Source organism: Halopseudomonas laoshanensis (assembly GCF_008365385.1).
GTDB classification, from domain to species: domain Bacteria; phylum Pseudomonadota; class Gammaproteobacteria; order Pseudomonadales; family Pseudomonadaceae; genus Halopseudomonas; species Halopseudomonas laoshanensis.
The window spans coordinates 232,010-256,477 of the sequence record NZ_QOVF01000003.1 but is presented as its reverse complement, the minus strand read 5'-3'; the positions used below and the strand labels follow the sequence as shown (position 1 = coordinate 256,477).

The 24,468-nt window shown below is 59.5% G+C and carries 23 protein-coding genes; 9 read left to right on the top strand and 14 right to left on the bottom strand.

All coding sequences use genetic code 11. The annotated features are described in order from the left end of the window. Nucleotide 1: 1 nt before the first annotated feature. From DT594_RS11955 to DT594_RS11915, 9 genes are all read right to left on the bottom strand, one after another. On the bottom strand, nt 2-934 hold the full coding sequence (locus tag DT594_RS11955) for an alpha/beta hydrolase (RefSeq protein ID WP_149332879.1): 933 nt from the start codon (nt 932-934) through the stop codon (nt 2-4). An 88-nt stretch (nt 935-1,022) separates the two neighbouring features. After that, on the bottom strand, nt 1,023-1,550 hold the full coding sequence (locus DT594_RS11950; protein ID WP_149332878.1) for a DUF3299 domain-containing protein: 528 nt from the start codon (nt 1,548-1,550) through the stop codon (nt 1,023-1,025). A 141-nt stretch (nt 1,551-1,691) separates the two neighbouring features. Beyond that, a complete protein-coding gene (locus DT594_RS11945) occupies nt 1,692-2,009 on the bottom strand; it encodes a chaperone modulator CbpM (protein WP_149332877.1) in 318 nt (105 codons plus the stop codon). Continuing rightward, entirely contained in the window at nt 2,006-2,941 is a 936-nt protein-coding gene (gene cbpA / locus DT594_RS11940) for a curved DNA-binding protein (protein ID WP_149332876.1), read from the bottom strand. Before cbpA ends, DT594_RS11945 begins: the two co-directional genes overlap by 4 nt. A gap of 167 nt (nt 2,942-3,108) precedes the next feature. After that, a complete protein-coding gene (locus DT594_RS11935) occupies nt 3,109-4,191 on the bottom strand; it encodes a 5-(carboxyamino)imidazole ribonucleotide synthase (RefSeq protein WP_149332875.1) in 1,083 nt (360 codons plus the stop codon). 10 nt (nt 4,192-4,201) lie between these two features. Next, a complete protein-coding gene (gene purE / locus DT594_RS11930; protein ID WP_149332874.1) occupies nt 4,202-4,693 on the bottom strand; it encodes a 5-(carboxyamino)imidazole ribonucleotide mutase in 492 nt (163 codons plus the stop codon). Nucleotides 4,694-4,900: 207 nt separating this feature from the next. Next, nucleotides 4,901-5,614, bottom strand: a complete 714-nt coding sequence (locus DT594_RS11925; protein ID WP_149332873.1) for a carbonic anhydrase — start codon at nt 5,612-5,614, stop codon at nt 4,901-4,903. A gap of 93 nt (nt 5,615-5,707) precedes the next feature. After that, nucleotides 5,708-7,519, bottom strand: a complete 1,812-nt coding sequence (gene oadA, locus DT594_RS11920; protein WP_149332872.1) for a sodium-extruding oxaloacetate decarboxylase subunit alpha — start codon at nt 7,517-7,519, stop codon at nt 5,708-5,710. A gap of 91 nt (nt 7,520-7,610) precedes the next feature. Beyond that, nucleotides 7,611-9,026, bottom strand: coding sequence for an acetyl-CoA carboxylase biotin carboxylase subunit (locus DT594_RS11915; protein WP_149332871.1), 1,416 nt, complete (start codon nt 9,024-9,026; stop codon nt 7,611-7,613). A gap of 148 nt (nt 9,027-9,174) precedes the next feature. On the opposite strand from DT594_RS11915, the gene DT594_RS11910 reads away from it, so the two are divergent. From DT594_RS11910 to DT594_RS11890, 5 genes are all read left to right on the top strand, one after another. Continuing rightward, nucleotides 9,175-10,116 (top strand): LysR family transcriptional regulator, encoded by a 942-nt coding sequence (locus tag DT594_RS11910; protein WP_149332870.1) that lies wholly within the window; start codon nt 9,175-9,177, stop codon nt 10,114-10,116. A gap of 112 nt (nt 10,117-10,228) precedes the next feature. Further along, on the top strand, nt 10,229-10,729 hold the full coding sequence (locus DT594_RS11905) for a sigma-70 family RNA polymerase sigma factor (RefSeq protein ID WP_178091514.1): 501 nt from the start codon (nt 10,229-10,231) through the stop codon (nt 10,727-10,729). A gap of 4 nt (nt 10,730-10,733) precedes the next feature. Further along, nucleotides 10,734-11,009, top strand: a complete 276-nt coding sequence (locus DT594_RS11900; RefSeq protein ID WP_149332869.1) for a FecR/PupR family sigma factor regulator — start codon at nt 10,734-10,736, stop codon at nt 11,007-11,009. Between the two features lie 31 nt (nt 11,010-11,040). Continuing rightward, complete coding sequence (locus DT594_RS11895) at nt 11,041-13,239, top strand: TonB-dependent siderophore receptor (protein WP_149332868.1); 2,199 nt, start codon at nt 11,041-11,043, stop codon at nt 13,237-13,239. A 65-nt stretch (nt 13,240-13,304) separates the two neighbouring features. Continuing rightward, entirely contained in the window at nt 13,305-15,467 is a 2,163-nt protein-coding gene (locus DT594_RS11890) for a TonB-dependent siderophore receptor (RefSeq protein ID WP_149332867.1), read from the top strand. A 33-nt stretch (nt 15,468-15,500) separates the two neighbouring features. Here the strand turns inward: DT594_RS11890 and DT594_RS11885 are convergent, their stop codons facing one another. Beyond that, on the bottom strand, nt 15,501-15,695 hold the full coding sequence (locus tag DT594_RS11885; protein ID WP_149332866.1) for a PA3496 family putative envelope integrity protein: 195 nt from the start codon (nt 15,693-15,695) through the stop codon (nt 15,501-15,503). A 125-nt stretch (nt 15,696-15,820) separates the two neighbouring features. Beyond that, nucleotides 15,821-16,189 carry a hypothetical protein gene (locus DT594_RS11880; RefSeq protein WP_149332865.1) on the bottom strand — a complete coding sequence of 123 codons (369 nt, stop codon included), beginning with the start codon at nt 16,187-16,189 and terminating at the stop codon, nt 15,821-15,823. Nucleotides 16,190-16,292: 103 nt separating this feature from the next. Between DT594_RS11880 and DT594_RS11875 the strand changes: the two genes are divergently transcribed. The 4 genes from DT594_RS11875 (at nt 16,293) to DT594_RS11860 (ending at nt 20,894) form a co-directional block, all read left to right on the top strand. Further along, entirely contained in the window at nt 16,293-17,414 is a 1,122-nt protein-coding gene (locus tag DT594_RS11875; RefSeq protein WP_149332864.1) for a sugar diacid recognition domain-containing protein, read from the top strand. 134 nt (nt 17,415-17,548) lie between these two features. After that, nucleotides 17,549-18,907, top strand: a complete 1,359-nt coding sequence (locus DT594_RS11870; RefSeq protein ID WP_149332863.1) for a GntP family permease — start codon at nt 17,549-17,551, stop codon at nt 18,905-18,907. Nucleotides 18,908-18,915: 8 nt separating this feature from the next. Further along, nucleotides 18,916-20,049, top strand: coding sequence for a glycerate kinase (locus tag DT594_RS11865; RefSeq protein ID WP_149332862.1), 1,134 nt, complete (start codon nt 18,916-18,918; stop codon nt 20,047-20,049). Between the two features lie 116 nt (nt 20,050-20,165). Next, nucleotides 20,166-20,894, top strand: coding sequence for a DUF1294 domain-containing protein (locus DT594_RS11860; RefSeq protein WP_149333143.1), 729 nt, complete (start codon nt 20,166-20,168; stop codon nt 20,892-20,894). 3 nt (nt 20,895-20,897) lie between these two features. Here the strand turns inward: DT594_RS11860 and DT594_RS11855 are convergent, their stop codons facing one another. The 3 genes from DT594_RS11855 to DT594_RS11845 form a co-directional block, all read right to left on the bottom strand. Continuing rightward, a complete protein-coding gene (locus tag DT594_RS11855; protein WP_149332861.1) occupies nt 20,898-22,487 on the bottom strand; it encodes an ABC-F family ATPase in 1,590 nt (529 codons plus the stop codon). A 135-nt stretch (nt 22,488-22,622) separates the two neighbouring features. Further along, entirely contained in the window at nt 22,623-23,168 is a 546-nt protein-coding gene (locus DT594_RS11850; protein WP_149332860.1) for a cytochrome b, read from the bottom strand. Between the two features lie 85 nt (nt 23,169-23,253). Further along, nucleotides 23,254-24,429, bottom strand: coding sequence for a GAF domain-containing sensor histidine kinase (locus tag DT594_RS11845; protein WP_178091513.1), 1,176 nt, complete (start codon nt 24,427-24,429; stop codon nt 23,254-23,256). Nucleotides 24,430-24,468 lie beyond the last annotated feature (39 nt).

Genomic DNA, 24,468 nt, shown 5'->3' with positions numbered 1-24,468 from the left:
GTCAGTTAGGCCGCAGCGGCGGGATGCTGTCCGGGTGGTCGGGCAGAACAAAATGGCTGCCCCCATCGATCTCGATGATCTGCAGGTTCTCTGCCTGCCGGGCGCTAGCGAGCATCGCGGCACTTTGCAGCACACGATCATCGCCGGGGACCAGGATCGCGCCGCGTTTGACGTATTGGTAGATATCGGTACCGGTGTTCGGCATCCAATCCGCCATATCCTTGAGGTTGGCCAGCATGATCGCTGCACGCTTGGGATTGAAAGGCACGCCCATGATCAGTTCGCGCTTGCGCGGGTTATCCAGAGGGCCCCAGATTTTCCGATTGCGCTCATTGATGGGCTGCTGCTGCCAGAAGGGTAAAAAGAACGGCAGTAACCAGCGTACTAGAGCAGGCATCGGCGTATAGGGCTGGCCTTGGGGTAGCACCGGTGCTTCCAGAATGACTTCAATCTGCTCGAATAGCGCGGGTTGCTGGCGAGCGGCTTCCAGGGTTACTGCGCCCCCGCGCGAATGGCCGTGTACACGCACATTCGGAGTCGTCACCAGGTGCGTCAGTGCCAGATTCAACACCTGCGCATCATAGGCAATGCTTCCCGCATGAGCTGTTGGCGCGGTGGCCCACTTTGCTTGGGTTAATCGCGGGTTGGTGACCGGTACATGGTAGTCAGCACTGGTCAGCAGAATCAGCTCGATGGCCGGGTCCGCATAGTACTCGGTGAAATACAGAAAGTTTTCTACAAAGCCGGGCATGACAACCACCGTAGAGGTAGCGCCGTTGTGCGCCCGCTTGGCCACACAGGCCAGACCGACCTGATACAACTCACCGCTGAAAGGCATAGCCTGTGTTTGCGGAGATTCCTTTCTCAGCAGGTACTTGCGCAGGTAAAACAGCACCAGTAGCGCAAGACCCGTAAAACCAATCAGCGATTCCATCTGAACTCCTGGTCAACTCATGGGCGAAGCGCCAAGCATACCGGAATTGGATGGCGGGTTACCCACCCGGAAGGGGGAGACCAGCGATTCACTCGCCGTCGTAGACCCACACCTGGTCCGCTTCAACGCGGTAACTGGCATCTGCCAGCGCATTACTGGTCTGGTCAATATGCAGCGTGCCAGACATCCAGAATGCTTCGTAGATATCGTCAATGGCGATTCCCTGCGGATAATCCACCAGAATGATCTGATTGGGCGGTGGCGGTGGGACGTGGATGCAGGCACCGGCATACGGCACCAGAAAAAACGAGGTGTAGTCGCCATTCTCGTTTGTTTCCAGCGGCACCGGGAATCCGGCGATTTTCACCTGCTGTTTGTCGAAGGATTCAACCACGCTGGTGGAGTACATGACGGCCGGAAGATCGTCACGCTGGCGCATGCTTTGGGTAAAGTCACCCGGCGCCTCGGTCTTGCCGTCATGGCCAATCTCAGGCATTTCCAGCATCGCCTGATAATCCTCTTCGGGGAGCAGGTCGAGCCAGTCCACGGTGCGGGGGGCGGCGTGCACAGTCGCCGACAATACAAGGCATAAGCAGACAAGACAAAGCAGGCGCATAAATCAGAACTCAAAACAGGAAGGATACAGGCTGAGACAACTCAAGCCCCAGGAGTTTCCCGAAGACCACGGGCTTTGCCAAGCAAATATTTTTCAGCGCCCTATGGCGCAGGGGTGGCGCTGGCACCTGATTGAGAAACGTCAGAGTTGTTCGTCCTGCAAGAAGCGGCTGAGGCGTTGTTTGAGATATTCATTCTCCGCCTTGAGTTGCTGTACCTCCTCAAGCAAGCCCAATACCAACGGGATATCGGCCCATTCAACCGTCAATTCATGGTGCAGGCGTTCCGCTTTGTGCACGATGCTGACGCAGGTACTATCAAACTCCCACTCCTCGGGCAGCTTGCCCACCTGCGGTGTGAGAATCCCTTCCGCCACCAACTCGAGTAATTGTTCCTCACTGAGGCTCACACACTGCCTCAGCTCGGCAAATTTGATGTGTACCTGGGTCACGGTGGTCATGATGCCTGGCTCCACTCTGCTCGTGGATCGAACTCGGCAGTTTTGGCCAGTTGCGTCCACAGTGTTCGGCTTGCCTCGTCAGCGTGTTGGGGCATGACGACCTTGAGTACGGCAAACAGGTCGCCCGGACCAGCCTTGCCGACCAAGCCCTTGCCCTTGATACGTAGCCGCTGCCCTGATTGGCTGTTGGGGCGAATGGTCAATTGGATTTTGCCGACCAATGTCGGGATCGTCACCTTGGCCCCCAGCGCCGCTTCCCAGGGAGCCAGTGGCACAGTAAGCACCAGATTATGCCCCTCCACATCAAACAGCGGGTGCGGTACCAGACGAATGTGCAAATACAGGTCGCCATTCGCCGCATTGCCGCTGCCGGGGGCGCCCTGGCCCTTCAGGCGAATCCGCTCACCATCACGCACGCCGGCTGGAATCTTGACCTTGAGGGATTTTTTCAGCTCCTGCATCCGGCCGCGTTCATCCCGGTAGGGCAGCATGAACTCCACTGGTTTGCTGGTGCTTTCCAGCGTTTCTTCGAGAAATACCGGCATCTCTATTTCCACGTCACTGCCTTTCTGAGCAAAGCGGTTGTCGCCAAAGGGCGATTGGTGGGCAGATCCCGAACCAAACATCGAGGCGAAGAAGTCGGCAAAGTCCTGATCGCTTCCTGCTGAGCCTGCTGACGCACCCTGTGATGTGCTGCTGTAGCGTTGCCGCTGCTGTCGCGCCAGGCGCAGCTCGTCGTACTCGGCGCGCTTTTCCGGGCTGTGCAGCACGTCGTAGGCTTCGGCGACTTCCTTGAATTTCTCCTCGGCGCCGGCCAGGCTGCTGACATCGGGATGGTACTGGCGCGCGAGTTTGCGATAGGCGGTTTTGATCGCCTTGTCGTCCGCGTCCGGTTCCACACCGAGCGTGGCGTAATAATCCTTGAATTCCATAATAGCGGTGGCCCGTGGTCGTCGATGAGGCCGGCGCGCTGCCAGCCTCCATCGTGCCTATCTTGCTCTGAGCATAGAGCATGTTGATCTGTAACGGGCAATTGTTACTGGGCGCCTGGCAAGCAGGCGTCCAGTAACAGGGGCAAGGCAGTGGGGGTGAGAAGAGACTAAGGCTGGATCAGACGCTGTACGTCACTGATACGCGCCTTTAACGTGGCGGCATCTGCACAGCGCAGCGTTGCGTGGCCCACTTTCCGGCCGCTTTTGAAGGCTTTGCCGTAGTGATGCAGGTGGCAATCGCTGATCGCGGTGACCTTGTCCACTGCCGGCACTTCGCCGATAAAGTTGAGCATCGCGCTTTCACCCAGCTTGGCGGTGGAGCCCAAGGGTAGGCCGGCGATCGCGCGTAGGTGGTTTTCGAACTGGCTGCATTCGGCCCCTTCAATGGTCCAGTGGCCGGAGTTGTGTACGCGCGGGGCGATTTCGTTGGCCTTGAGACCGCCGTCGATCTCAAAGAATTCGAATGCGAGTACGCCGACATAATCCAGCTGCTTGAGGACCCGGCTGGCGTAGTCCTCAGCCAGGCCTTGCAACGAGTGGTCAGTGCTGGCAATCGACAGACGCAGGATGCCCTGTTCATGAGTGTTGTGCACCAGCGGGTAGAAGGCGGTTTCGCCGTCCCGGCCGCGCACGGCGATCAATGAAACCTCACCGGTGAAGGGCACGAAACCCTCAAGAATGCAGGGTACATTGCCCAGTTCGGCAAAGGCGCCTTGCACGTCCTCGGCATGGCGCAAGACCTTCTGGCCCTTGCCATCGTAGCCCAGGGTGCGGGTTTTCATTACCGCCGGCAGACCGATGCGTTTCACCGCTGCATCAAGGTTGTCCTGGGATTGGATATCCGCAAATTCCGGCGTCGGGATGCCGAGGTCCTGAAACATGGATTTCTCAAACCAGCGATCCCGGGCGATCCGCAGCGATTCAGCATTGGGGAAAACAGGAACGAACTGCGACAGAAAGGCCACGGTTTCCGCGGGCACGCTTTCAAACTCGAAGGTCACCACGTCGGCTTCATCAGCCAGTTGGCGCAGATGATCGCGGTCGCTGTAGTCAGCGCGAATGTGTTCGCCCAGGGCCTGGGCGCAGGCGTCAGGTGCCGGATCAAGAAAGGCGAATTGCTGGCCCAGCGGGGTACCGGCCAGGGCCAGCATGCGTCCGAGTTGTCCACCACCAATGACACCGATTTTCATTGCATTGTCCTCAGGCCTGACGCGGGTCGGGGTTGTTCAGCACGGTGTCCGTCTGCTGGTTGCGGAAGGCTTCCAGCGCCTGGTGATACTCGGGGTATTTACCGCCAAGAATACTGGCAGACAGCAGCGCGGCATTGATCGCGCCAGCCTTGCCGATGGCCAGCGTCGCAACGGGCACACCCGCGGGCATCTGTACGATCGACAACAATGAATCCACGCCTGAAAGCATGGAAGACTGCACTGGCACGCCGAGCACTGGCAGGTGCGTCTTGGCCGCGCACATGCCGGGCAGGTGGGCAGCACCGCCGGCACCGGCGATGATCACTTCGATGCCTTTGCCCGCCGCTTCTTCGGCGTACTGGAACAACAGGTCCGGTGTGCGATGGGCAGAGACCACTTTCACTTCATAGGGGATGCCGAGCTTATCCAGCATATCCGCCGTATGGCTCAAAGTGGACCAGTCTGACTTGGAGCCCATGATCACGCCAACCAATGCGGTCATCTATTTTCTGCCTCGCTCAGTGTTCCGCCCTTGGACGGTAAAAACCAACAAGCCACGCCAGAGAACTGGAGTGGCTTGGAGAACACAGGCCGATTGGAAAGACGAGCCAGCCTGCAGATTGAAATCAAGCCGCAGAGTATAACCCGATTGACGCCAATACAGAATGGATGGTCGGGAGATATGACGCAGCCCCGTTATCCATCAGTGTTATTTCAAGCGCTTGGATGGCGATGGGTACCGCGCTCTGGGTGTGGCCATGGGCAGCGGACCGTCGCCGATCTGCCGGAATTCGCCGGTGTCGGCGTCATAGGCCCGAATCTGCGCAGTTTCGATGTCATACACCCAGCCATGGATAAACAGCTCGCCGCGGGCCAGACGCGATGCCACGGAGGGATGCGTCGCCAGATGCTGCAACTGAGCCAGAACGTTTTCCTCGGTCATCATGCCCAGCTTGTCTGCTTCACAACTGCAGTTGTCTTCCACCACGATCTTGGCCACCTCGGCGTGCCGCAGCCAGGCTTTGACGGTGGGCAGTGAGTCCAGGGTCGCCGGGTTGAGTACGGCTTTCATCGCGCCGCAGTCGGAGTGGCCACAGATGATGATGTGGTGAACGTTCAGCGCCAGCACCGCAAACTCGATCGCGGTAGAGACGCCGCCCATCATCTGACCGTAGGGCGGCACCACGTTACCGACGTTGCGCGATACGAACAAATCGCCCGGCGAGCTTTGGGTAATCAGCTCCGGGGCGACTCGCGAATCAGCACAGGTGATAAACATGGCCCGCGGTGTTTGCTCGTGAGCCAGCTTCTTGAACAGCTCCTGCTGATCAGGATAAATCTCATGGCGAAAGCGATTGAAGCCGTCGACAATATGCTGGAGGGCCTCTTCAGCCGTTTCGTTATGTTTTTCGTCGTTATTCATGTGCAGTCTCTTTGTTCCGGGTGGGCTGTACAGATAAACGTTCTCGTCGTTCATGCCGCACCGGCGCCGAGCGGACACCGGTGCTGACAGACCTCAGGCTTCGATTTCAATCAGGATCTCACCTGGATTGACCCGGTCACCCTTGGCCACGTTCACGGCCTTGACGGTACCGGCGATCGCCGCCTGAATTTCGCTCTCCATTTTCATGGCTTCGCTGACCAGTACGCCTTGGCCGGCTTTGACCACATCACCGACCGCAACCAGTACATCAACCACGTTGCCGGGCATGCTGGTGGTGACGTGACCCGGCTGGCTGGCCTGCTTGCGACTGCTGCCGCCGGTGCCGCTGAAGGAGTTCAAGGGTTCAAACACGGCTTCTTCAGGCATGCCGTCCAGGCTCAGGTAGAAATGCCGCTTGCCATCACCCTTGACGCTGACGCCGGTGATGTCAACGCGGTAGCTTTCACCGTGGACGTCGATGATGAACTCGGTCGGGGCGCCGTCTTCGGCCATGGGTTTGCCGGCAGCGCCGGGTTCCGGCAGCAACGCTTCAGGTTTGAGTGTGCCGGCGGCACGCTCTTCGAGAAACTTGCGACCAATGTCGGGGAACATGGCGTAGGTCAGCACGTCCTCCTCTGACTCGGCCAGGCTGCCGACTTCGGCCTTGAGCTTGTCCATTTCCGGCTTGATCAGATCGGCAGGACGCACGTCGATCACCGCCTCGTTACCAATGGCGCGGCGCTGCAGCTCGGCATTCACTTCACCGGGTGCCTGGCCATAACGGCCTTGCAGGTAGAGTTTCACCTCGTTGGTGATGGTCTTGTAGCGCTCGCCGGCCAGAACGTTAAATACCGCCTGGGTGCCGACGATCTGCGAGGTGGGCGTGACCAGCGGCGGGAAGCCCAGGTCTGCACGTACGCGCGGAATTTCGTCAAACACTTCCTGAATACGGCCCAGTGCATTCTGTTCCTTCAACTGGTTGGCCAGGTTGGACATCATGCCGCCCGGAACCTGGTTCACCTGCACGCGGGTGTCGACCCCGGTGAACTCGCTCTCAAACTGATGATACTTCTTGCGCACGGCATGGAAATACATGCCGATTTCCTGCAGCAGTTCCAGGTCCAGGCCGGTATCAAACGGGGTGCCACGCAGCGCCGCGACCATGGACTCGGTACCCGGGTGGCTGGTGCCCCAGGCCATGCTGGAAATGGCGGTATCGATGTGATCGGCGCCGTTTTCGATCGCTTTCAGCTGGCACATCGCGGCGAGGCCGGCGGTGTCATGCGAGTGAATATACACCGGCAAGGATTGTTCGGCTTTCAGCGCCTTGACCAGTTCGCCGGTGGCATAGGGCGTCAACAGACCGGCCATGTCCTTGATTGCCAGAGAATCGCAGCCCAGCGCTTCCATTGTCTGCGCCTGTTTTACGAAGGCCTCGACGGTATGCACCGGGCTGGTGGTGTAGGCGATGGTGCCCTGGGCATGCTTGCCCGCGTCCTTGACCGCCTTGATCGAGGTTTCCAGGTTACGCACGTCATTCATCGCATCGAAAATCCGGAACACGTCGATACCGTTGGCCGCCGCCTTGGCAACAAAGGCGCGCACTACGTCGTCGCTGTAGTGGCGGTAGCCGAGCAGGTTCTGGCCGCGCAACAGCATCTGCAGGCGCGTGTTGGGCAGCGCTTCGCGCAGTTGGCGCAGGCGCTCCCAGGGGTCTTCCTTGAGAAAGCGAATGCAGGCATCGAAAGTCGCGCCGCCCCAGACTTCCAGCGACCAGTAGCCAACCTGGTCGAGCTTCTCGCAGATCGGCAGCATGTCTTCGGTGCGCATGCGCGTGGCCAGCAACGATTGGTGGGCATCGCGCAGGATGGTATCGGTGACAGTAATTTTGCGTGTAGTGCTCATCATCTGTTCCTCGTTAGCTGCAAGCTTCAAGCGCGGAGCTGCCAGCGGATCGGTGTTCTTCTGTGGCTTGCGGTGGGGCGCATGCCGCTGTTTATAGGCCCGCGTGCGCCGCGATGGCAGTGGCAATCGCCAGGGCGAGCTCTTCCGGTTTGCGTTTGACCGAGTAGCGCGTCAGCTCGGGGTGGGCTTCAACGAAGCTGGTGTCAAATACCCCGGAACGAAACTCCTCATTGCGCAAGATCTCCTGATAGTAGGCCGTGGTGGTCTTCACACCCTGCAGGCGCATGTCGTCCAGCGCCCGCAGCCCGCGGTCCAGCGCCTCTTCCCAGGTCAGTGCCCAGACAATCAGCTTCAGGCACATGGAGTCGTAATAGGGCGGAATGCTGTAGCCGGTATAGATTGCCGTATCCACGCGCACGCCGGGGCCGCCGGGGGCGTAGTAGCGCGTGATCTTGCCGAACGAGGGCAGAAAGTCGTTTTTCGGGTCTTCAGCATTGATGCGGAACTGGATGGCAAAGCCGCGGTGCTGAATGTCTTCCTGCTTGACCGACAGCGGCAAACCAGAGGCAATGCGGATCTGCTCGCGAACAATATCGATACCGGTGATCTGTTCGGTAATGGTGTGCTCGACCTGGACGCGGGTGTTCATTTCCATGAAATACACCTCGCCTTCGGCGAGCAGAAACTCCACCGTGCCGGCGTTCTCGTAGCCCACCGCCTGTGCGGCCTTGACCGCCAGATCACCAATATAGGCGCGCTGCTCGGGGGTCAGCTGCGGGCTGGGGGCGATCTCGATCAGCTTCTGATTACGCCGCTGGATCGAACAGTCACGCTCGAACAGATGCACGGTGTTGCCGTGGCTGTCGGCGAGAATCTGCGCTTCGATATGCTTGGGATTGACGATGCATTTTTCCAGAAACACGTCGGCCGAGCCGAAGGCCTTGGTCGCTTCGGAAATAACCCGTGGCCAGGCCTGCTCTAGCTCGGCGCGGCTGTTACAACGACGAATACCGCGGCCGCCGCCACCCGAAGTAGCCTTGAGCATGACCGGATAGCCTACGCGTTCGGCTTCGCTCAGGGCTTCGGCCAGATCGGCCAGATTGCCATCGGTGCCTGGTGTCACGGGTACGCCAGCCCTGATCATGCTGCGCCGGGCTTCGGTTTTGTCACCCATACCGCGGATGACATCCCCACTAGGGCCAATAAACTTGATGCCGCGTTCGGCGCAAATATCGGCCAGCTCGGCATTTTCGGAAAGAAAACCATAGCCTGGATGCAGCGCGTCACAGCCGGTTTGCACCGCCAGATTGACCAGTTGCCGGGCATTCAGATAGCCCGCCAGGGGCTCACTGCCCAGGTTATAAGACTCGTCTGCGCGTTTGACATGCAGCGCGTAACGGTCGGCTTCGGAGTAGATAGCCACGGAACGAATGCCCATCTCCGCGCAAGCGCGAACTATTCGTACGGCAATTTCCCCGCGGTTAGCGATAAGAATCTTCTTGATCACGTCCGCTGTCCTCTTGGTGGTGATCGGTAGGTTTAAGCTACGCCTGCACGGCATCGATGAAAAATGAATAATAATGAGCTTGAGTATAAGTAATAACTTATACATCCTGCTGGCAGATGCATTTTAGTCTTCTTAAGGGTAGTCCAGCATGCGCAAATCCCTCTATCGGTTGACCCTGCGACAGATGCAGGTGTTCCAGGCGGTGTGCCGAAGCCTCTCCTACAGCCGGGCAGCGGAAGAGATGTCGCTGACCCAATCGGCGGTGAGTCAGCAGATTCGTCAGTTGGAGGAACTGGTCGGGCAGGGGTTGTTCGAGTACGTCGGCAAGAAGCTGTACATGACTGAAGCGGCTGACAGCCTGCTGCAGGCCAGTGGCGATATATTTGCCCGGCTGGACAGTCTGGACATGAGCCTGACCACCTTGCAGGGCAGTCTTCAGGGTGAGTTGCGGTTAGCGGTGGTGAGCAGCATTCAATACCTGACGCCTCACCTGTTGGCAGAGTTCCGGCAACGCTTCCCCCAGGTCAGCTTCCGCCTTGAAGTCACCCGGCGTTCACAGGTCATCCAGCGCTTACAGGACAATCAGGACGATATAGTGCTGATGGGTCTGGTGCCGGAGGATCGGGCGCTGGAGTTCTTCCCGTTCCTGAACAATGCCATCATTGCCGTGGCTGCGCCCAGCCATCCTCTGACCAATCAGCCTTCACTGGCGCTGGCGGAGCTGGAAACCCAGTGTGTGCTGCAGCGTGAGCCCGGCTCGGGCACACGCAAGGCCTGCGATGATTTCTTCGTCCAGCGCCGGGTGCATTTGCAGCACACCATGCAAATGGGCTCGGGCGAAAGCATGGTTCAGGGCGCCGCAGCCGGATTGGGCATAGCGCTGGTTTCCGAGCATTCGGCTGCAGCGTTCTTGCGCAATGGCGACCTGGTACGTCTGGATTTCACTGAGTTGCCGCTGTATCGCAGCTGGTGTGCGGTGCATGCCCGCGGCAAGCGCATGAGTCCGGTCGCCGAAGCCTTTCTGGCTTATTTGCGTGAAGAACGCGCGTCGATCAAACGTATTGCTGCCCGGTTTACTGTGAAAGGTTAATTCTGCAAGCAAGCACGGAAGACTGCGGCGCAAAGAAGCCCCAATGCCATTGCGAATCATTATCGTTATCAGTAGTATCCGTTGCCTCAGTCTTTCGATGTGAGCCACGAGCATGCTGTCTGCGGCAGAACCTACTCTGGACCGACTTTACACGCGCCACAGCCATTGGTTGAAGGCCGTGGTGTACCGTCGTGTAGGTTGCGCGGAGACCTCCGCCGATCTGGTGCAGGATGTGTTCATGCGCTTGTTGGGCAAGGCCGCTATGCCGGTCATGGACGAGCCCCGCGCCTACCTGGCGCGCATCGCTCACGGCTTGCTGATCGATTTTCGCCGACGGCAGGCGTTGGAACGGTCCTGGCTGGAGAGACTGAGGTCCTTGCCAGAGGCTGATATGCCTTCGCCAGAAGAACACCTGCAGATTGTCGAAGCCCTGGCGCGCATCGACGCCCTGCTTGACGGTCTCAACCCGCGGGTACGCCGGGTGTTTTTGCTGTCGCGGCTGGAAGGCAGGAGTTATCCCCTTATAGCTGCGCAGTTGAACGTATCTCTGAGCACGGTGGAAAAGGATATGGCCCAGGCCCTGCGTCATTGTTATCGCGTTCTGATGGGCTAGCCCAATGAGCAGCTTCGACGACAACCACGAGATTTCCGACCAGATGCTGGAGCGGGTGATTGCCTGGGCTGTTGCGCTCGGCGCCGAAGGTGCAGACGACTGCACTCGCCATGCCTTCGAGCTGTGGCTGCAGGAGCAGCCGTTGCATCGCGTGGCCTGGAATCGACTGCAGGTGGTGGAGCGTGAATTCGGCGGACTTGCTACGCGCAGGGGTAAATCAGCTTGGACCTCAACATTGAGTCATTATTTTTTACGGGTTTGCAACGCTCGCTCGGCATAGGGGTAATCATTTCGATGCCAAGGTCAAATCCATGTCCCGTTCTTCGCACTTTTCTCGTCTCGCTACTCGTCAATCGCTATTGTCTTTGAGCATCAGCCTCGCCGTTTTCGGTAGCGCTCCTGCCTGGGCTCAGAGTTCGGCAGACTCAGCCGTTCAAGCCGCCGAATCCATCACCCTTGAGGCGGTCACGGTGACGGCCACAGCGGGCAAAACCGCCACTACCGAAGGCACTGAGTCCTACACCACCGACTCGATGAATACCGCCACCCGGCTCTCGCTACCCATTCGCCAAACACCGCAGTCGGTCTCGGTGGTAACCCGTCAGGTAATCGATGACATGGCGCTGGAGTCGATTACGGACGTGGTGAACATGACCACCGGTGTGTCCAGCAAGGCGTTTGACAGTTCGCGCAGCGGATTTTCCGCACGCGGGTTTGATATTACCAATCTGCAGATCGACGGCGTGCCGACGACCTGGACCAGCGGTTGGTCTGCAGGTGAAACGGAGATGGATACAGTCCTGTATGACCGAGTCGAGATCGTCCGGGGCGCTACCGGTCTGGTCACCGGGGCCGGCAACCCGTCGGCAGCGATCAACCTGGTACGCAAGCGTGCCGACAGTGACCAGCTCACAGGATTTGTCAGTGGTCAGGTGGGCTCATGGGATCGTTACCAGGGCACCTTTGATGTGGCTGATGCGCTAAATGAAAGCGGCACGATCCGCGGCCGGGTAGTCGGCAGTTATCTGCAGCAGGACTCCTATATAGATCTGCTCGAAACGGAAAAATCGGTACTCTTCGGTACGCTTGGGATCGATCTTACCGAGCGTACCCTGCTTAATCTGGGCGCAAGTTACCAGGAGAACAGCCCGACCGGTTCGATGTGGGGTGGTTTGCCCACCTGGTTCAGCGACGGTACGCGCACTGACTGGAGTCGGTCGAAAACCAACGGCACCGATTGGTCGGAATGGGCTTCCGAGCACACGACATATTACGCCAACCTCGAGCACGTATTTGATTCCGGGGTGAAGTTATACGGGGCCTACACCCGCAGCATCAACGAGGGTGATCTGCGCCTGCTCTGGCTATCCGGCGCACCTGACAAGACAACCGGGCTGGGCATGAGTGGCGGCGCCAGCTGGTATGACGTCAGGCGCGAACAGGACACCCTGGACGTCTACGTCAACACACCCTTCCGCTTTGCCGGTCGTGAGCACGAGTTCACCGTCGGGCTCATGCATAGCCAGCAGGAGCTGGTAACTGACAACCGCCCGCGACTGGGGACGTCACCGACGGGTAACTACTACGAGTGGGACGGTTCCCACCCCGAGCCGCAATGGGGGCCCTCCAGCACCTATACCACCCAGGATATCGACCAATTGGGTGCTTACGCAGTCGCACGCCTGCAACTGACTGATCCCCTGCAACTGATCATCGGTAGCCGCATCAGCAACTGGGACACCAACGGCAGGAAATGGAATGGCGAGCTGTATGAGTTTGATCACGACAGGGAACTGACACCTTATGCCGGCCTGATCTACGACATCAACGATCAGCATTCAGCCTATGTCAGTTACTCGGAGATTTTCAATCCGCAAGAATATCAGGACCGCAACGGCGATTTCCTGGAGCCGCTGGAGGGCAAGAACTACGAAGCCGGGGTCAAGGGTGAGTACTTTGCCGGCCGCTTGAACGCATCGCTCGCCTTATTCCGCATAGAGCAGGACAACCTCGCCCAGCCGGACGTAGGAGCGGTTGTGCCTGGTGGAATTGCTCAGGCGTACTACCCCGCGCAAGGGACCACCAGCGATGGTTATGAGATCGAGCTTTCCGGCGCGCTGTCCGACAACTGGAACCTGTTATTTGGCTGGGCCCAGTTCAGTGCCAAGGACGCCGACGGAGAGCCGGTGAATACGAGGTTCTCTCGACGCACGGCGAATATCTTCAGTACCTACCGTCTTGACCGGCTGACCCTGGGCGGCGGTGTCAACTGGGAGGATGGCAACTACACAGTGGCGACCAATCCGCTGGGCGAGAAGGAAAAGCTCGAGCAGCCATCTTACGCCCTGGTCAATGTCATGGCCCGCTACCAGCTCAGCGACGCCCTCAGTGCCCAGTTGAATATCGATAACCTGCTCGACAAGAAGTATTACAGCCAGATCGGCTTCTATAGCCAGTACGCCTATGGCGAGCCGCGTAACGGCAAGCTCACCCTCAAGTACAGCTTTTGATCCCACCCAATACCACAGGGCCGGAGTAGTTCGGCCCGACAACCTGTGGAACAAGGAGATTTCCCATGTTGCAGCGCAATAAATGGGTACTTACCGCGAGCCTGGTTATAGCCAGTGCCTCAACAACAGCATTGCGAGCCGAAGAGGCGCCAACTGCGGGTCAAAGCAACGATGTAACCAATCTTGCACCGGTGACCGTGACCGCCGAGAAAGGCGCGCTCGACGAGAGCGTGACCGAGAACACCGGCTCCTACACCACCAGCAATATGCGCTCGGCGACCGGGCTCAATCTGGCGCCACGAGAGACACCGCAATCGGTGGCCGTTATCACCCGTCAACAGATGGACGACTTTGCCCTTAATGACGTGGCTGCCGCGCTGAGCCAGACCACCGGCGTCAGCGTCAATCAGGCGGAAAGTGACCGGGCGTTCCCCTCGGCGCGGGGCTTCCCCATTACCCATGTGCAGATCGACGGCACCCCGGTGGAAGCGCAAAGCAGCGTGGAGGGCGACTTTCTGGCAGATACCGCGATCTATGACCGGGTGGAAGTGGTGCGCGGTGCGGCGGGTCTACTGAGTGGCGCGGGCAACCCCTCCGCGGCGATCAATCTGGTGCGCAAACGGCCAACCCGGACATTCCAGGGCAGCACCAGTCTGAGTGCCGGTAGCTGGGACAAGTACCGCGCCGAAACCGACCTGTCCGGGCCCCTGACCGAGAACGGTCACATACGTGGCCGTCTGGTGGCCGCCTACCAGGGCAACAAGTCCTATATGGATTTTCTTCACCAGCAACGTGAGGTGCTCTACGGTATCGGCGAGATCGACCTGACGGAAAACACCACACTGTCATTTGGCTTGGATTACCAGAATCTGGGTTCCGACGGGACCACCTACGGCGAGCCGGTGCCATTGTTCTTTTCCAACGGGCAGCGCACCGACTTTTCCCGTTCGACTACCACGGGCACTGACTGGACGGTCTGGGACAAGAAACGCAGCATCTACTTCGCCGACCTGGTGCATCAGTTCGCCAATGGCTGGAATGCCAAGCTCTCGGTGAGCCATTTGCAGGGTGATTACTTTGGCCGCATGCAGTATCTGTCTGGCTACATCGACCAGGACACCGGCACCGGCTTCAATAGCTCCCTTAACAGCTTCAGTGTCGACCGTAGCCAGACCGGCGTGAACCTGTTCGCCAGCGGGCCTTTCGAATTCATGGGGCGTGAGCACGAGCTGATAGTCGGCTGGAACCGCGCCCGGGAGACCAACGACCGGGAATGGTACGACCCGGTGACCCGGCCTGATCCCGGTAGCTTCTATGATTGGGACTATCCGCGCCCGGTGTTCGACGAACAGGCCTCACGCTTTCGCAAGGCTACCACTGACCAGTCCGGCTATTACACTGCGGCGCGGCTAAGCGTTACCGATGCCCTTGCCGTGGTCGCGGGGGTCCGGGTCAGCGACTGGGAACGGGAGGAGTGGGTTAACAAGCAGAAGACCGACGAGTACAGCCATAGCGATGAAGTCACCCCCTACGGCGGCGTGATCTACGACATAAATGATACCTACTCGCTGTATGCCGGCTACAGCCAGATCTTCAATCCCCAGTCCAATCGCGACGTCAGCAACCAGGTGCTTGCGCCCATCGAAGGCACCAGCTACGACGCCGGCATCAAGGCAGCGTTTCTCAATGAGCGTGTGAATGCGTCGTTGTCGGTTTTTCGCATCGAACAGGACAACGTAGCTGAACCGGACCGCATGATTGATGGCGAGCAGCGCTATCGCCCTCGAGAAGGGGTGGTGTCCAAGGGGTTCGAGGCGGAAGTGTCCGGCGAAGTCACGCCGCGGGCGCGCTTGTACGCAGGCTATACCCATCGCGAGGCCGAAGACGCCGAAGGTGAGGCAGCGCTCACCTACGAGCCCGAAGACATGTTCCGACTGTCCGGCACCTACGACCTACTCGATGGACCCCACCGCACCGTTGTGGGCGGCGCGGTGCGCTGGCAGGGCGATATCTACAAGGAAAATTCCGGCCCCAATGGCGAAAAGGCAGAACAGGGCAGCTATGCAGTGGTGGACCTGATGGCTCGCCAGGAACTGCTACCGGACCTGACCGCCAGCCTGAACCTGAACAACCTGCTGGACCGTACTTACTACACCACCTTCGTCTATAACGGCGGCTTTTATGGCGCACCGCGCAATGCCGAAGTGAAGCTGCAGTATGCATTCTGATCAGCGATAAAGTCGCCAGCTGCCGCCGTTCCGTTAATGCAGGCGCTGGTGATTCTGTGCAGTACCGATCAGATCGGGGAAGTCGCACACCAGCGCATGCAGCGCTTTGCTTTCCCGGTAGTCCTCGATCGCACGGCGGTAGGCCATGCGCTTCTTGTCTTCCTGCTGGCGCCGTTGTTTACGTACGTTGCTGGTAGAGTCGTCGAGATTGTCTTGGTCAAAAGTCATGCTGCATCCTCCGATATGGGGGCGGGAGACTCGGGTAGCTCTGAGCGAGAAGCTTCAGATTGTCCCGGTGGCATGACAGCAGAGTGACAGGGGTGTTGCGGGGCGATGAATCTTTCGCGGTGGTGTTAATGACTCAAGCGCAGCATTGACAGGCGCGCCTGCCAATTGCCGTTATTGTGCCGCTGGCAGGCTTCTTCGGTATCGAAGCTGACATGGGCTTCCGCTGCGCGCACGGCAATTGCGGCCTCGGTGAAGGCTTGGGCCGTCAGTTCATACATGCGCTTACCCAGACCGGTTTCCAAAGCGTGCGCCAAGCTCGCCTGCGTGTCGAATATCCAGACAACGTGCAGGTTACCGGGCGACAGGTTGCGATCGCCCTCGTGTGTCAGCCAGAGAAAACCGGGGATTTCCAGCTTGGCTAGCTCGCAGGCGCGCGTCAGGCTGGTGACCAGGCGTTCTTCGGCCTGTGGGCTCGTATCGGTAGATCTGTTCAAGGCGCTCACTTTTTAAATCGGTTCAGGTACCTATAAGACCGCTATCCGCTGAAAAAGTTTGTTCAGCGCTGCTATGCTCCGAAACCTGAGCGGAGAGCCCTAGATGATCGAACTGGACACCACCCTGGCGCAGTACATCGTTGACCGTGCAATGGCCATCCTGCCGCATAACCTCAATGTGATGGATACGCAGGGCATGATCATTGGCAGCGGCGACCCGACGCGACTGCATACCCGCCACGAAGGGGCGCAACTGGTACTGGCCAACCAGCGTGTGGTGGAGATCGACGCCGAGGCCGCTGCCTGCTTGCAAGGGGTCCGCGCTGGGGTGAATCTACCGCTGATGCACGAAGGGCGTTTGATTGGCGTGCTGGGCATCACCGGCGATCCGGAGCAGGTTCGGCCGCTGGCCGAGTTGCTGCGGATGACCGCAGAAATGCTGGTGGAGCAGCGTGCTTCGTATGCCGAGCGGCAGTGGCATAACCAGCAGCAGGAAACCTGGCTCACCCATCTGCTGGATGATGGCTATTCTCTCGGCCGACTGCAGATCGATACCGAGCATCTGGGTCTGGCCCTGGCCTGGCCGCGGCAGGCCTGCCTGCTGAGTCTTGCCCGGGAAGCTGACAGCCCCACTAGTCAGGCACAGTTGATCATGCAGATGCGCGAGCGGCATCCCCAGCATGTGGTCCTGCCACTGGGAGCCAACGCTGTGCTGTGGTTGCGCTCGCCGCTGAATGCCGCGGCTGATCATGCCTGGCTTGAGCAGGCTGACCGTCGGCACTGGGCACTACAGCGTGTGCATACTGCGGAGCCGGTCGAATCATTGGCCGATCTGCGCCAGGCCTGTCAGGCGCTCCTGGCCCTGCGCGATTTTGCCGAAGACCTGGCGCTGCCCAGGCGGTATCTGGCGCTGGAGGATTTTCGCCTCACGGCGCTACTGCATGCCCAGCGCGAGTCCTGGACCGTCAGACAATTGCTGGCACCCCTCGAGCGCCTGCGCTTGGCGGATGCGCAAGACGTCTTGCTGGATACCCTGCGGGTTTGGCTGGCGCACGACGGCTCGGCGCAATTCAGTGCCGCGCAGCTCGGCATTCATCGTAATACGCTACGCTACAGATTGGAGCGCATCGGGCAGCTAAGCGCGCTTGACCTGAGCAGGGCCGATCATCGCATGCAGCTGGCGCTGAGCATGGCGTTGCAAGGTGAATGGCGACCGGCAGAGTAATTGTGCAACTGCACAGTATTTTATCTGCAGGGGCGCTATCGGGTGTTGCCTGTGCATAAGGATTTTGCACGGTGGCTGGGCGACAATGTTGGGCTGCGTATCCCACCCCTCAGACAATAATAAGGAGTTCGGTCATGGGTCTTGTTCTGATTCTGGTCGCCCTGGTCGTCTTTATCGTGTTGGCGACCACCCGCTTCAAGCTGCATCCGTTCCTGGCCCTGCTCGCCGCTGCCTTGTTGGCCGGTTTTGCCTATCAGGTGCCGGCGATGGAAATCGTCAAGCACATCACCACCGGCTTCGGTGGGATTCTCGGTTATATCGGCATCGTTATCGCCTTTGGCACCATCATCGGGGTGATTCTTGAGCGCAGCGGTGCCGCCATCACCATGGCGGAAACCGTGATCCGGGTACTGGGCGAGCGGTTCCCCACCCTGACCATGTCGATCATCGGTTATCTGGTGTCCATTCCGGTGTTCTGCGACTCCGGTTACGTGATCCTCAACTCGCTCAAGAACGCCCTGGCGGCGCGGATGAAAATTTCCGTTATCGCCATGAGTGTGGCGTTGGCCACCGGTTTGTATGCCTCGCATACCTTCGTCCCGCCCACGCCGGGCCCGATTGCGGCGGCGGGTAATCTGGGTCTCGAATCCAGTCTGGGGCTGGTGATTCTGGTTGGTCTGTTTGTCTCGGCGGTCACCGCATTGGCCGGGATGTGGTGGGCCAACCGGTTTATTGGCAAGGATATTCCGCTGGAAGAGGATGGCGCGCCAATCATGGCCAGCGAAGACTATCAACAGATGCGCGATAGTTACGGTGTGCTGCCCAGCGCCGGCAAAGCCTTTGCGCCCATCTTCGTGCCCATTGGCCTGATCTGTCTGGGTACCTTGGCCAACCTCCCGGCCAAGCCCGTCGGCGAAGGCTTTATTTACACTGTCATGGCCTTTCTCGGTCAGCCAGTCATCGCGCTGGCCGTCGGTCTGGGCCTGGCCTGTACGCTGCTGAAATCGGACAACAAGCGCCAGGAGTTTCATGATCGGGTGGTCGAGGGCATCCTCGCCGCTGCGCCGATCCTGCTGATTACCGGTGCCGGCGGTGCCTTCGGCGCAGTGCTCAAAGTCACGCCGCTGGGCGACTACCTCGGGGAAACGCTGTCGGCACTGGGCATCGGTTTGTTTATGCCGTTCCTGGTGGCTGCAGCGCTGAAATCGGCGCAGGGCTCGACTACCGTGGCCTTGGTTGCGACCTCGGCACTGGTAGCACCGATGCTCGGCCAGCTGGGCCTGGATAGCGAAATGGGCCGGGTGCTGACGGTGATGGCCATTGGCGCGGGCTCGATGACCGTATCGCATGCCAATGACAGCTTCTTCTGGGTCGTCACCCAGTTCAGCCGCATGAGCGTCGCCACGGCGTACAAGGCTCAGACCATGGCCACCCTGATTCAGGGGCTGACCGGTATGCTGACTGTCTGGCTGCTTAGCCTGATCCTGCTGTGAGCAAAGCCATGAAAGTCATCATCGCCCCGGACTCATTCAAAGAGAGTCTGAGCGCCAACGCCGTCGCCGAGGCTATTGCCGCAGGCTGGGCGAGCGTCTATCCGGAGGCGGAGATCGGGCTATTTCCGATGGCCGATGGCGGCGAGGGGACGGTGGACGCGGTACTGGCTGCCACCGGTGGCGAGCGCCGCGAGGCGCTGGTCCAAGGCCCGCTGGGGGAGCCGGTCAGCGCCCACTGGGGTTGGCTGGGTGACGGCCAGGCGGTGATCGAAATGGCTTCTGCCAGTGGCTTGCATTGTGTACCCAGCGAGCAGCGCGATGCTCTCAAAGCCAGCAGTTTCGGTACCGGGCAACTCATCGCAGCCGCACTGGATGCGGGGGCTACGCGGATTATTCTGGGCCTGGGGGGCAGCGCAACCAATGATGCGGGTACTGGCTTGCTGGCAGCCCTGGGCGCGCGTTTTCTGAATAACCAGGATCAGCCCTTGGCTCCGGGTGGCGGCGCCTTGCAGGGGTTGCACTACATCGATCTGGATGGCCTGGACGCGCGGCTGGACCGTGTGGAGTTCATGGTGGCGGCCGACGTCGACAACCCCCTGTGTGGGCCCCGCGGCGCCTCGCATGTGTTCGGGCCGCAGAAGGGTGCCAGCGCAGAACAGGTGGAACAGTTGGACCGGGCATTGGGCCATTTTGCCGACGTACTGGCCAAGACCATCAGTGTCGATCTGCGTCATGAGCCTGGCGTTGGCGCCGCTGGCGGGCTGGGGTTCGCTGCTGCCGCGGTGCTGCATGCGCGGTTTCGTCCGGGAATCGAGCTGGTGGCGGAGTTATCGGGTTTGGCGCAAGCCGTTCAAGACGCCGATCTGGTGATTACCGGCGAAGGCCGGCTGGATGGCCAGAGCCTGCACGGCAAAACGCCGGTAGGTGTTGCCCGTATCGCCAAAGCAGCGGGAGTGCCGGTTATCGCCCTGGCCGGGAGCCTTGGCGAAGGATATCAACGGCTTTACGAGGCAGGCATCGATGCGGCGTTCAGTCTGACGCCGGGGCCTATGGTACTCCAGGAAGCGATGGCGAACGCAGCTTCGCAGTTGCAGGCCCGTGCTGCTGACATTGCGCGTCTTTGGCGGGTTGCCAGGGGCTGACATTAACAACTCCCAATATCTAGGTGTTTTGGCCAGCGATGGAGTGGGCGGCTAACGGAAAAGCGGTAGGTAATAGACAATGGCTGCCCACAACATTGGATATTCGAGATCTGTTAATGGAGCAACGGGGCGTATTGCTGAGCTGGGATGACGGCAAGGGATTTGGTTTTATTCAACCGGAAAACGGCGGCACCAAGCTCTTTGTGCATATTTCGGTTATGCGCGGAGACGCTCGTCCGAGTCAGGGTGACACCGTGCTGTATCTGGCAGGCAAGGATGCAAAAGGACGGTTGCGGGCTACTCATATGCGCGGGGAAGGGCTGAGCCTCGATCGTCCCGCTATTCGGCGCAAGCCCAAAGAGCCATCAGGCCGTCCGCCTGCTGGCAGGGCGAGCAAGCCCGCTGCAACAGGTCGCTCTGCCACTGAAAGGAAAGTGGCAGTTCGGCGTAGCGCTTCCGTTCAGTATCTGTTGCCGAAGCTGATGGCCTGGTTGGCGCTATGCCTTCTGCCGTTGATCGGTTCATTGCAGATGCTGAATGGGCAGGGTTGGATCTTGCCACTGGCGGCCTATGGCGGCGTCAGCCTTATCAGCCTGTTTCTTTATTGGTCGGACAAGCGTGCCGCCGAACAGTCGCTGCAGCGGACGCCGGAAAAGGTTTTGCACCTGTCGGAGCTTTTAGGCGGTTGGCCCGGGGCGCTTGTTGCGCAGCAGGTGCTGCGTCACAAGACCCGCAAGGCCTCTTACCAGCAGCTATGCTGGCTGATCATCCTCGCCCACCAGCTGTTCTGGGTGGACTGGGTGCTACTGGATAGTCGCTACCTGCTACAACTGCTGGGGAATTGAAACTCAGACCGCAACGCCCAGCTCACGCAGGTAGTCGTCGTAGCTGCCGTTGAAGTCGGTCACGCCGTTTTCGTTCAGCTCGATGATGCGGGTCGCCAGACTGGACACGAATTCGCGGTCATGGCTGACGAAGATCAGCGTGCCGGGGTAGTTTTCCAGCGCCAGGTTCAACGCTTCGATGGATTCCATGTCCAGGTGGTTGGTCGGCTCGTCCATGATCATCACGTTGGCTTTTTGCAGGATCAGTTTGCCGAACAGCATGCGGCCCTGTTCGCCACCGGAGATCACCTTCACCGATTTCAGGATGTCATCGTTGGAGAACAGCATGCGCCCGAGGGTGCCACGCACCAGTTGCTCGCCACCGGTGGTCCACTGCGACATCCAGTCAAACAGGGTCCAGTCGTTCTTGAAGTCATCAGCGTGTTCCTGGGCAAAGTAGCCCAGATCCGCGCTTTCCGCCCACTTGACCGTGCCGGCCATCGGCTTCAGCTCATTGACCAGAGTCCGCAGCAGCGTCGTCTTGCCGATGCCGTTGGGTCCGATGATCGCCACGCGCTCGCCGGCTTCGATCTGCAGGCTGAGATTCTTGAACAGCGGCTTGCCGTCAAAGCCCTGGCTGACGTGATCGAGGATCACCGCCTGGCGGTGCAGCTTCTTGTTCTGGTCAAAGCGGATAAACGGGCTGATCCGGCTGGAGGGCTTGACCTCATCCAGCTGGATCTTGTCGATCTGCTTGGCGCGGCTGGTCGCCTGCTTGGCCTTGGAGGCGTTGGCAGAGAAGCGGCTGACGAAGGTCTGCAGCTCGGCGATCTGTGCCTTCTTCTTGGCATTGTCCGAGAGCAGGCGTTCACGCGCCTGGGTCGCGGCCATCATGTACTCATCATAGTTGCCCGGGAACAGACGCAGCTCGCAGAAATCCAGGTCAGCCATGTGCGTGCACACGCTGTTGAGGAAGTGGCGATCGTGGGAAATGATGATCATGGTGCTGTTACGCGAAGTCAGTATGCTTTCCAGCCAGCGGATGGTGTTGATATCCAAGTGGTTGGTTGGCTCGTCCAGCAGCAGGACTTCCGGATCGGAAAACAATGCCTGTGCCAGCAATACACGCAACTTCCAGCCGGGAGCGACTTCGCTCATCGGGCCGTTGTGCTGTTCCAGAGGAATGCCCAGGCCCAGCAGCAATTCGCCGGCACGGGCCTCGGCGGTATAGCCGTCCATCTCGGCAAATTCGGTTTCCAGGTCGGCGACTTTCATGCCGTCCTCTTCGCTCATCTCCGGCAGTGAGTAGATGCGGTCGCGCTCGGCGTGCACTTGCCACAATTCTTCGTGGCCCATGATCACGGTGTTCAATACCGTGAATTCTTCATAGGCGAACTGGTCCTGGCGCAGCTTACCCAGGCGCACATTGGGCTCGAGCATCACCTGACCACCGGAGGGCTCCAGATCGCCGCCAAGGATTTTCATGAATGTCGACTTGCCGCTGCCGTTGGCGCCGATCAGACCGTAGCGGTTACCCCCGCCAAATTTGACAGACACGTTCTCGAACAGCGGCTTGGCGCCGAATTGCATGGTGATATTGGCGGTGGAGATCACAATAGAGTCCTGCAAAGAGCAAATGGAGTGGCCGCAGACGGGGCGCAAAGTGAGCGCAGCAGTAAAGCGGGCCGCATATTGTACTGACTATGCGGCACAAGTGACAGGGCTGGCCGTCGGACGGCCAAGCGGGGATTAGTCGTTCAGCTTGCCGGCCATGCGCGGTAACACATCCTGTTCGGTGGCTTTGCGGCGATGGTAAAGCGTCATGCCGATATGGCCGATGATCATCGCCAGCAAAGTCCAGCCAAGCCAGCCGTGCAATAAGTTGCCAGGAGCGGTTAGCGCTTCGATCTCGCCCTCGAAACCGGACATCAGCTGCAGGCCAAACACGGCAAACTCCCGGCCTGACCCGTACTGGCGCAAGAGTGCAAGGAGCGGAATGATCAGCATCAGCGCATACAACACCCAGTGCCCCAGCCGAGCCGCCATGCTGAGCGCGGGCGGCCGCTGACGAGAATTGATCAGTGCCCAGATTACCCGCAGCAGGATCAACGTCATCAGCAAGGTACCCACGGCCTTGTGTGTGCCCCAGGTAAATTCATCCAGTGCAGAGTCTTCCATCAAAACGCGTACTGTGGTGGTGAAGAATTGCCACCCGAGCAGCAGCGCCATGCCCCAATGCAGGCAACGGCTGATCAGGCCGTAGCGGTAGGTCGAATCCTGAACGGTGGAAGACATTGGCGGTTCCGCTGTGTAGTAAGAGGCAGGTCAAATTACCATTCTTGACGGGTTTCTGCACAGCCTCTACAAACAAGAAGGGCTTTCAGCGCGGGGTGTCACCTGACCTGATCCGTGCCGGCAGCCTCAGCTGGAAAGCGATGATGCCATTGCTTTGCTGCACGTTAAGACTACCGCCGTGCGCTTGAGCGATGCGCGAGGTGACGAACAGGCCGATGCCCAGTTGCTTGCCAGGTGGTCCATCGCCGTCACGCTCGCCGCCTCGGTGGGCGCTGAGCAACGAGCCAAGCTGCGACGGGGGCAGGGTGGCGGCGTAGTTGCTGAACTCCAGCACTACGTCGCCATTCAGCGGGTCGCAGTTCAGTGTGATGCTGACCGGGGTGCCTGCAGTGGCGTACTGGGCGGCGTTATTCAGCAGATGTCTGACCGCCTCGGTGATCTTGTCTGGATCCAGCATCAATTGCAGGTCGGTATCGATGCTGGCTTGCAGGTTCAATTGCGGGCTAGTGTTGCGCAGCCGGCTGACCTCACTGGCGATCAGCGTCGACAGATTGGTATCGGCGGTCGCCAGCCGCGGGCTTTCACCGCCGTGCAGCCGATTGACCTCCAGCACGCGTTGAATCTGCTGGAGCATGCTCTCACTGGCCACATTGATGTGCTCGCGCAGATCAGTGCTGCGTTGGTCATGGGGTTTGAGCAACGCGGCGGACATGCTGATTGATTGCAATGGGTTGCACAGGCCGTGCCCGAGTGTGGAGATCAACCGGCGTTGTTTGGCGCCGAAGGCTCTGGCGTGATCCAGGCTGATCTCCAGCAACTCACAGCGCAGGGTTTCGGCCAGGTGTAACTCCGAAGCGTTCCATGCCTGCGCGGTGTCGGCACTGCGAAACCAGAGCAACCAGCCGTTACCCAGCCGATCAAAGGGCAGCGCCAGCACCTTGGTGCTACTGGCGGCGTCCCCGTGAATGGGGTTCTGCCAATCCAATTGATAACAGGCTTGCCGCGGCTGTTGCTGCAGTTGACCGATCAGCTTGCGGGTAGACGATGCATCACCATTGAGCAGGCGGCCGTCTTCAAGCAAGCGGATATCGTCGCCAAGACTCACCGCCGCGCCGTCACAGTGCAGCAGGTCAGCAATGTTAAGCTCGGGCTCGCATAGCGCGCCGAGCAAGTCATGACTGCGGCTGAGTTGCGTTAGCAGCGTGCTCAAACGCTCAGCGTTTTCCGAGGAGTGCTGAGTGGGGAAAAGGGTGTCGGGCATGTTAATTCCATGGTCCATCGATGGCTCCATTCAATATTA

Bases quoted from the DNA above. Each gene is read 5' to 3' on its own strand.
- DT594_RS11885 (WP_149332866.1), bottom strand. From the start codon at position 15,695: ATGACTTTTGACCAAGACAATCTCGACGACTCTACCAGCAACGTACGT.
- DT594_RS11945 (WP_149332877.1), bottom strand. From the start codon at position 2,009: ATGACCACCGTGACCCAGGTACACATCAAATTTGCCGAGCTGAGGCAG.
- DT594_RS11875 (WP_149332864.1), top strand. From the start codon at position 16,293: ATGATCGAACTGGACACCACCCTGGCGCAGTACATCGTTGACCGTGCA.
- DT594_RS11935 (WP_149332875.1), bottom strand. From the start codon at position 4,191: ATGAAAATCGGTGTCATTGGTGGTGGACAACTCGGACGCATGCTGGCC.
- DT594_RS11895 (WP_149332868.1), top strand. From the start codon at position 11,041: ATGTCCCGTTCTTCGCACTTTTCTCGTCTCGCTACTCGTCAATCGCTA.
- DT594_RS11845 (WP_178091513.1), bottom strand. From the start codon at position 24,429: ATGCCCGACACCCTTTTCCCCACTCAGCACTCCTCGGAAAACGCTGAG.
- DT594_RS11865 (WP_149332862.1), top strand. From the start codon at position 18,916: ATGAAAGTCATCATCGCCCCGGACTCATTCAAAGAGAGTCTGAGCGCC.
- DT594_RS11850 (WP_149332860.1), bottom strand. From the start codon at position 23,168: ATGTCTTCCACCGTTCAGGATTCGACCTACCGCTACGGCCTGATCAGC.
- DT594_RS11890 (WP_149332867.1), top strand. From the start codon at position 13,305: ATGTTGCAGCGCAATAAATGGGTACTTACCGCGAGCCTGGTTATAGCC.
- purE (WP_149332874.1), bottom strand. From the start codon at position 4,693: ATGACCGCATTGGTTGGCGTGATCATGGGCTCCAAGTCAGACTGGTCC.
- DT594_RS11900 (WP_149332869.1), top strand. From the start codon at position 10,734: ATGAGCAGCTTCGACGACAACCACGAGATTTCCGACCAGATGCTGGAG.
- DT594_RS11860 (WP_149333143.1), top strand. From the start codon at position 20,166: ATGGAGCAACGGGGCGTATTGCTGAGCTGGGATGACGGCAAGGGATTT.
- DT594_RS11905 (WP_178091514.1), top strand. From the start codon at position 10,229: ATGCTGTCTGCGGCAGAACCTACTCTGGACCGACTTTACACGCGCCAC.
- oadA (WP_149332872.1), bottom strand. From the start codon at position 7,519: ATGAGCACTACACGCAAAATTACTGTCACCGATACCATCCTGCGCGAT.
- cbpA (WP_149332876.1), bottom strand. From the start codon at position 2,941: ATGGAATTCAAGGATTATTACGCCACGCTCGGTGTGGAACCGGACGCG.
- DT594_RS11925 (WP_149332873.1), bottom strand. From the start codon at position 5,614: ATGAATAACGACGAAAAACATAACGAAACGGCTGAAGAGGCCCTCCAG.
- DT594_RS11950 (WP_149332878.1), bottom strand. From the start codon at position 1,550: ATGCGCCTGCTTTGTCTTGTCTGCTTATGCCTTGTATTGTCGGCGACT.
- DT594_RS11955 (WP_149332879.1), bottom strand. From the start codon at position 934: ATGGAATCGCTGATTGGTTTTACGGGTCTTGCGCTACTGGTGCTGTTT.
- DT594_RS11910 (WP_149332870.1), top strand. From the start codon at position 9,175: ATGCGCAAATCCCTCTATCGGTTGACCCTGCGACAGATGCAGGTGTTC.
- DT594_RS11870 (WP_149332863.1), top strand. From the start codon at position 17,549: ATGGGTCTTGTTCTGATTCTGGTCGCCCTGGTCGTCTTTATCGTGTTG.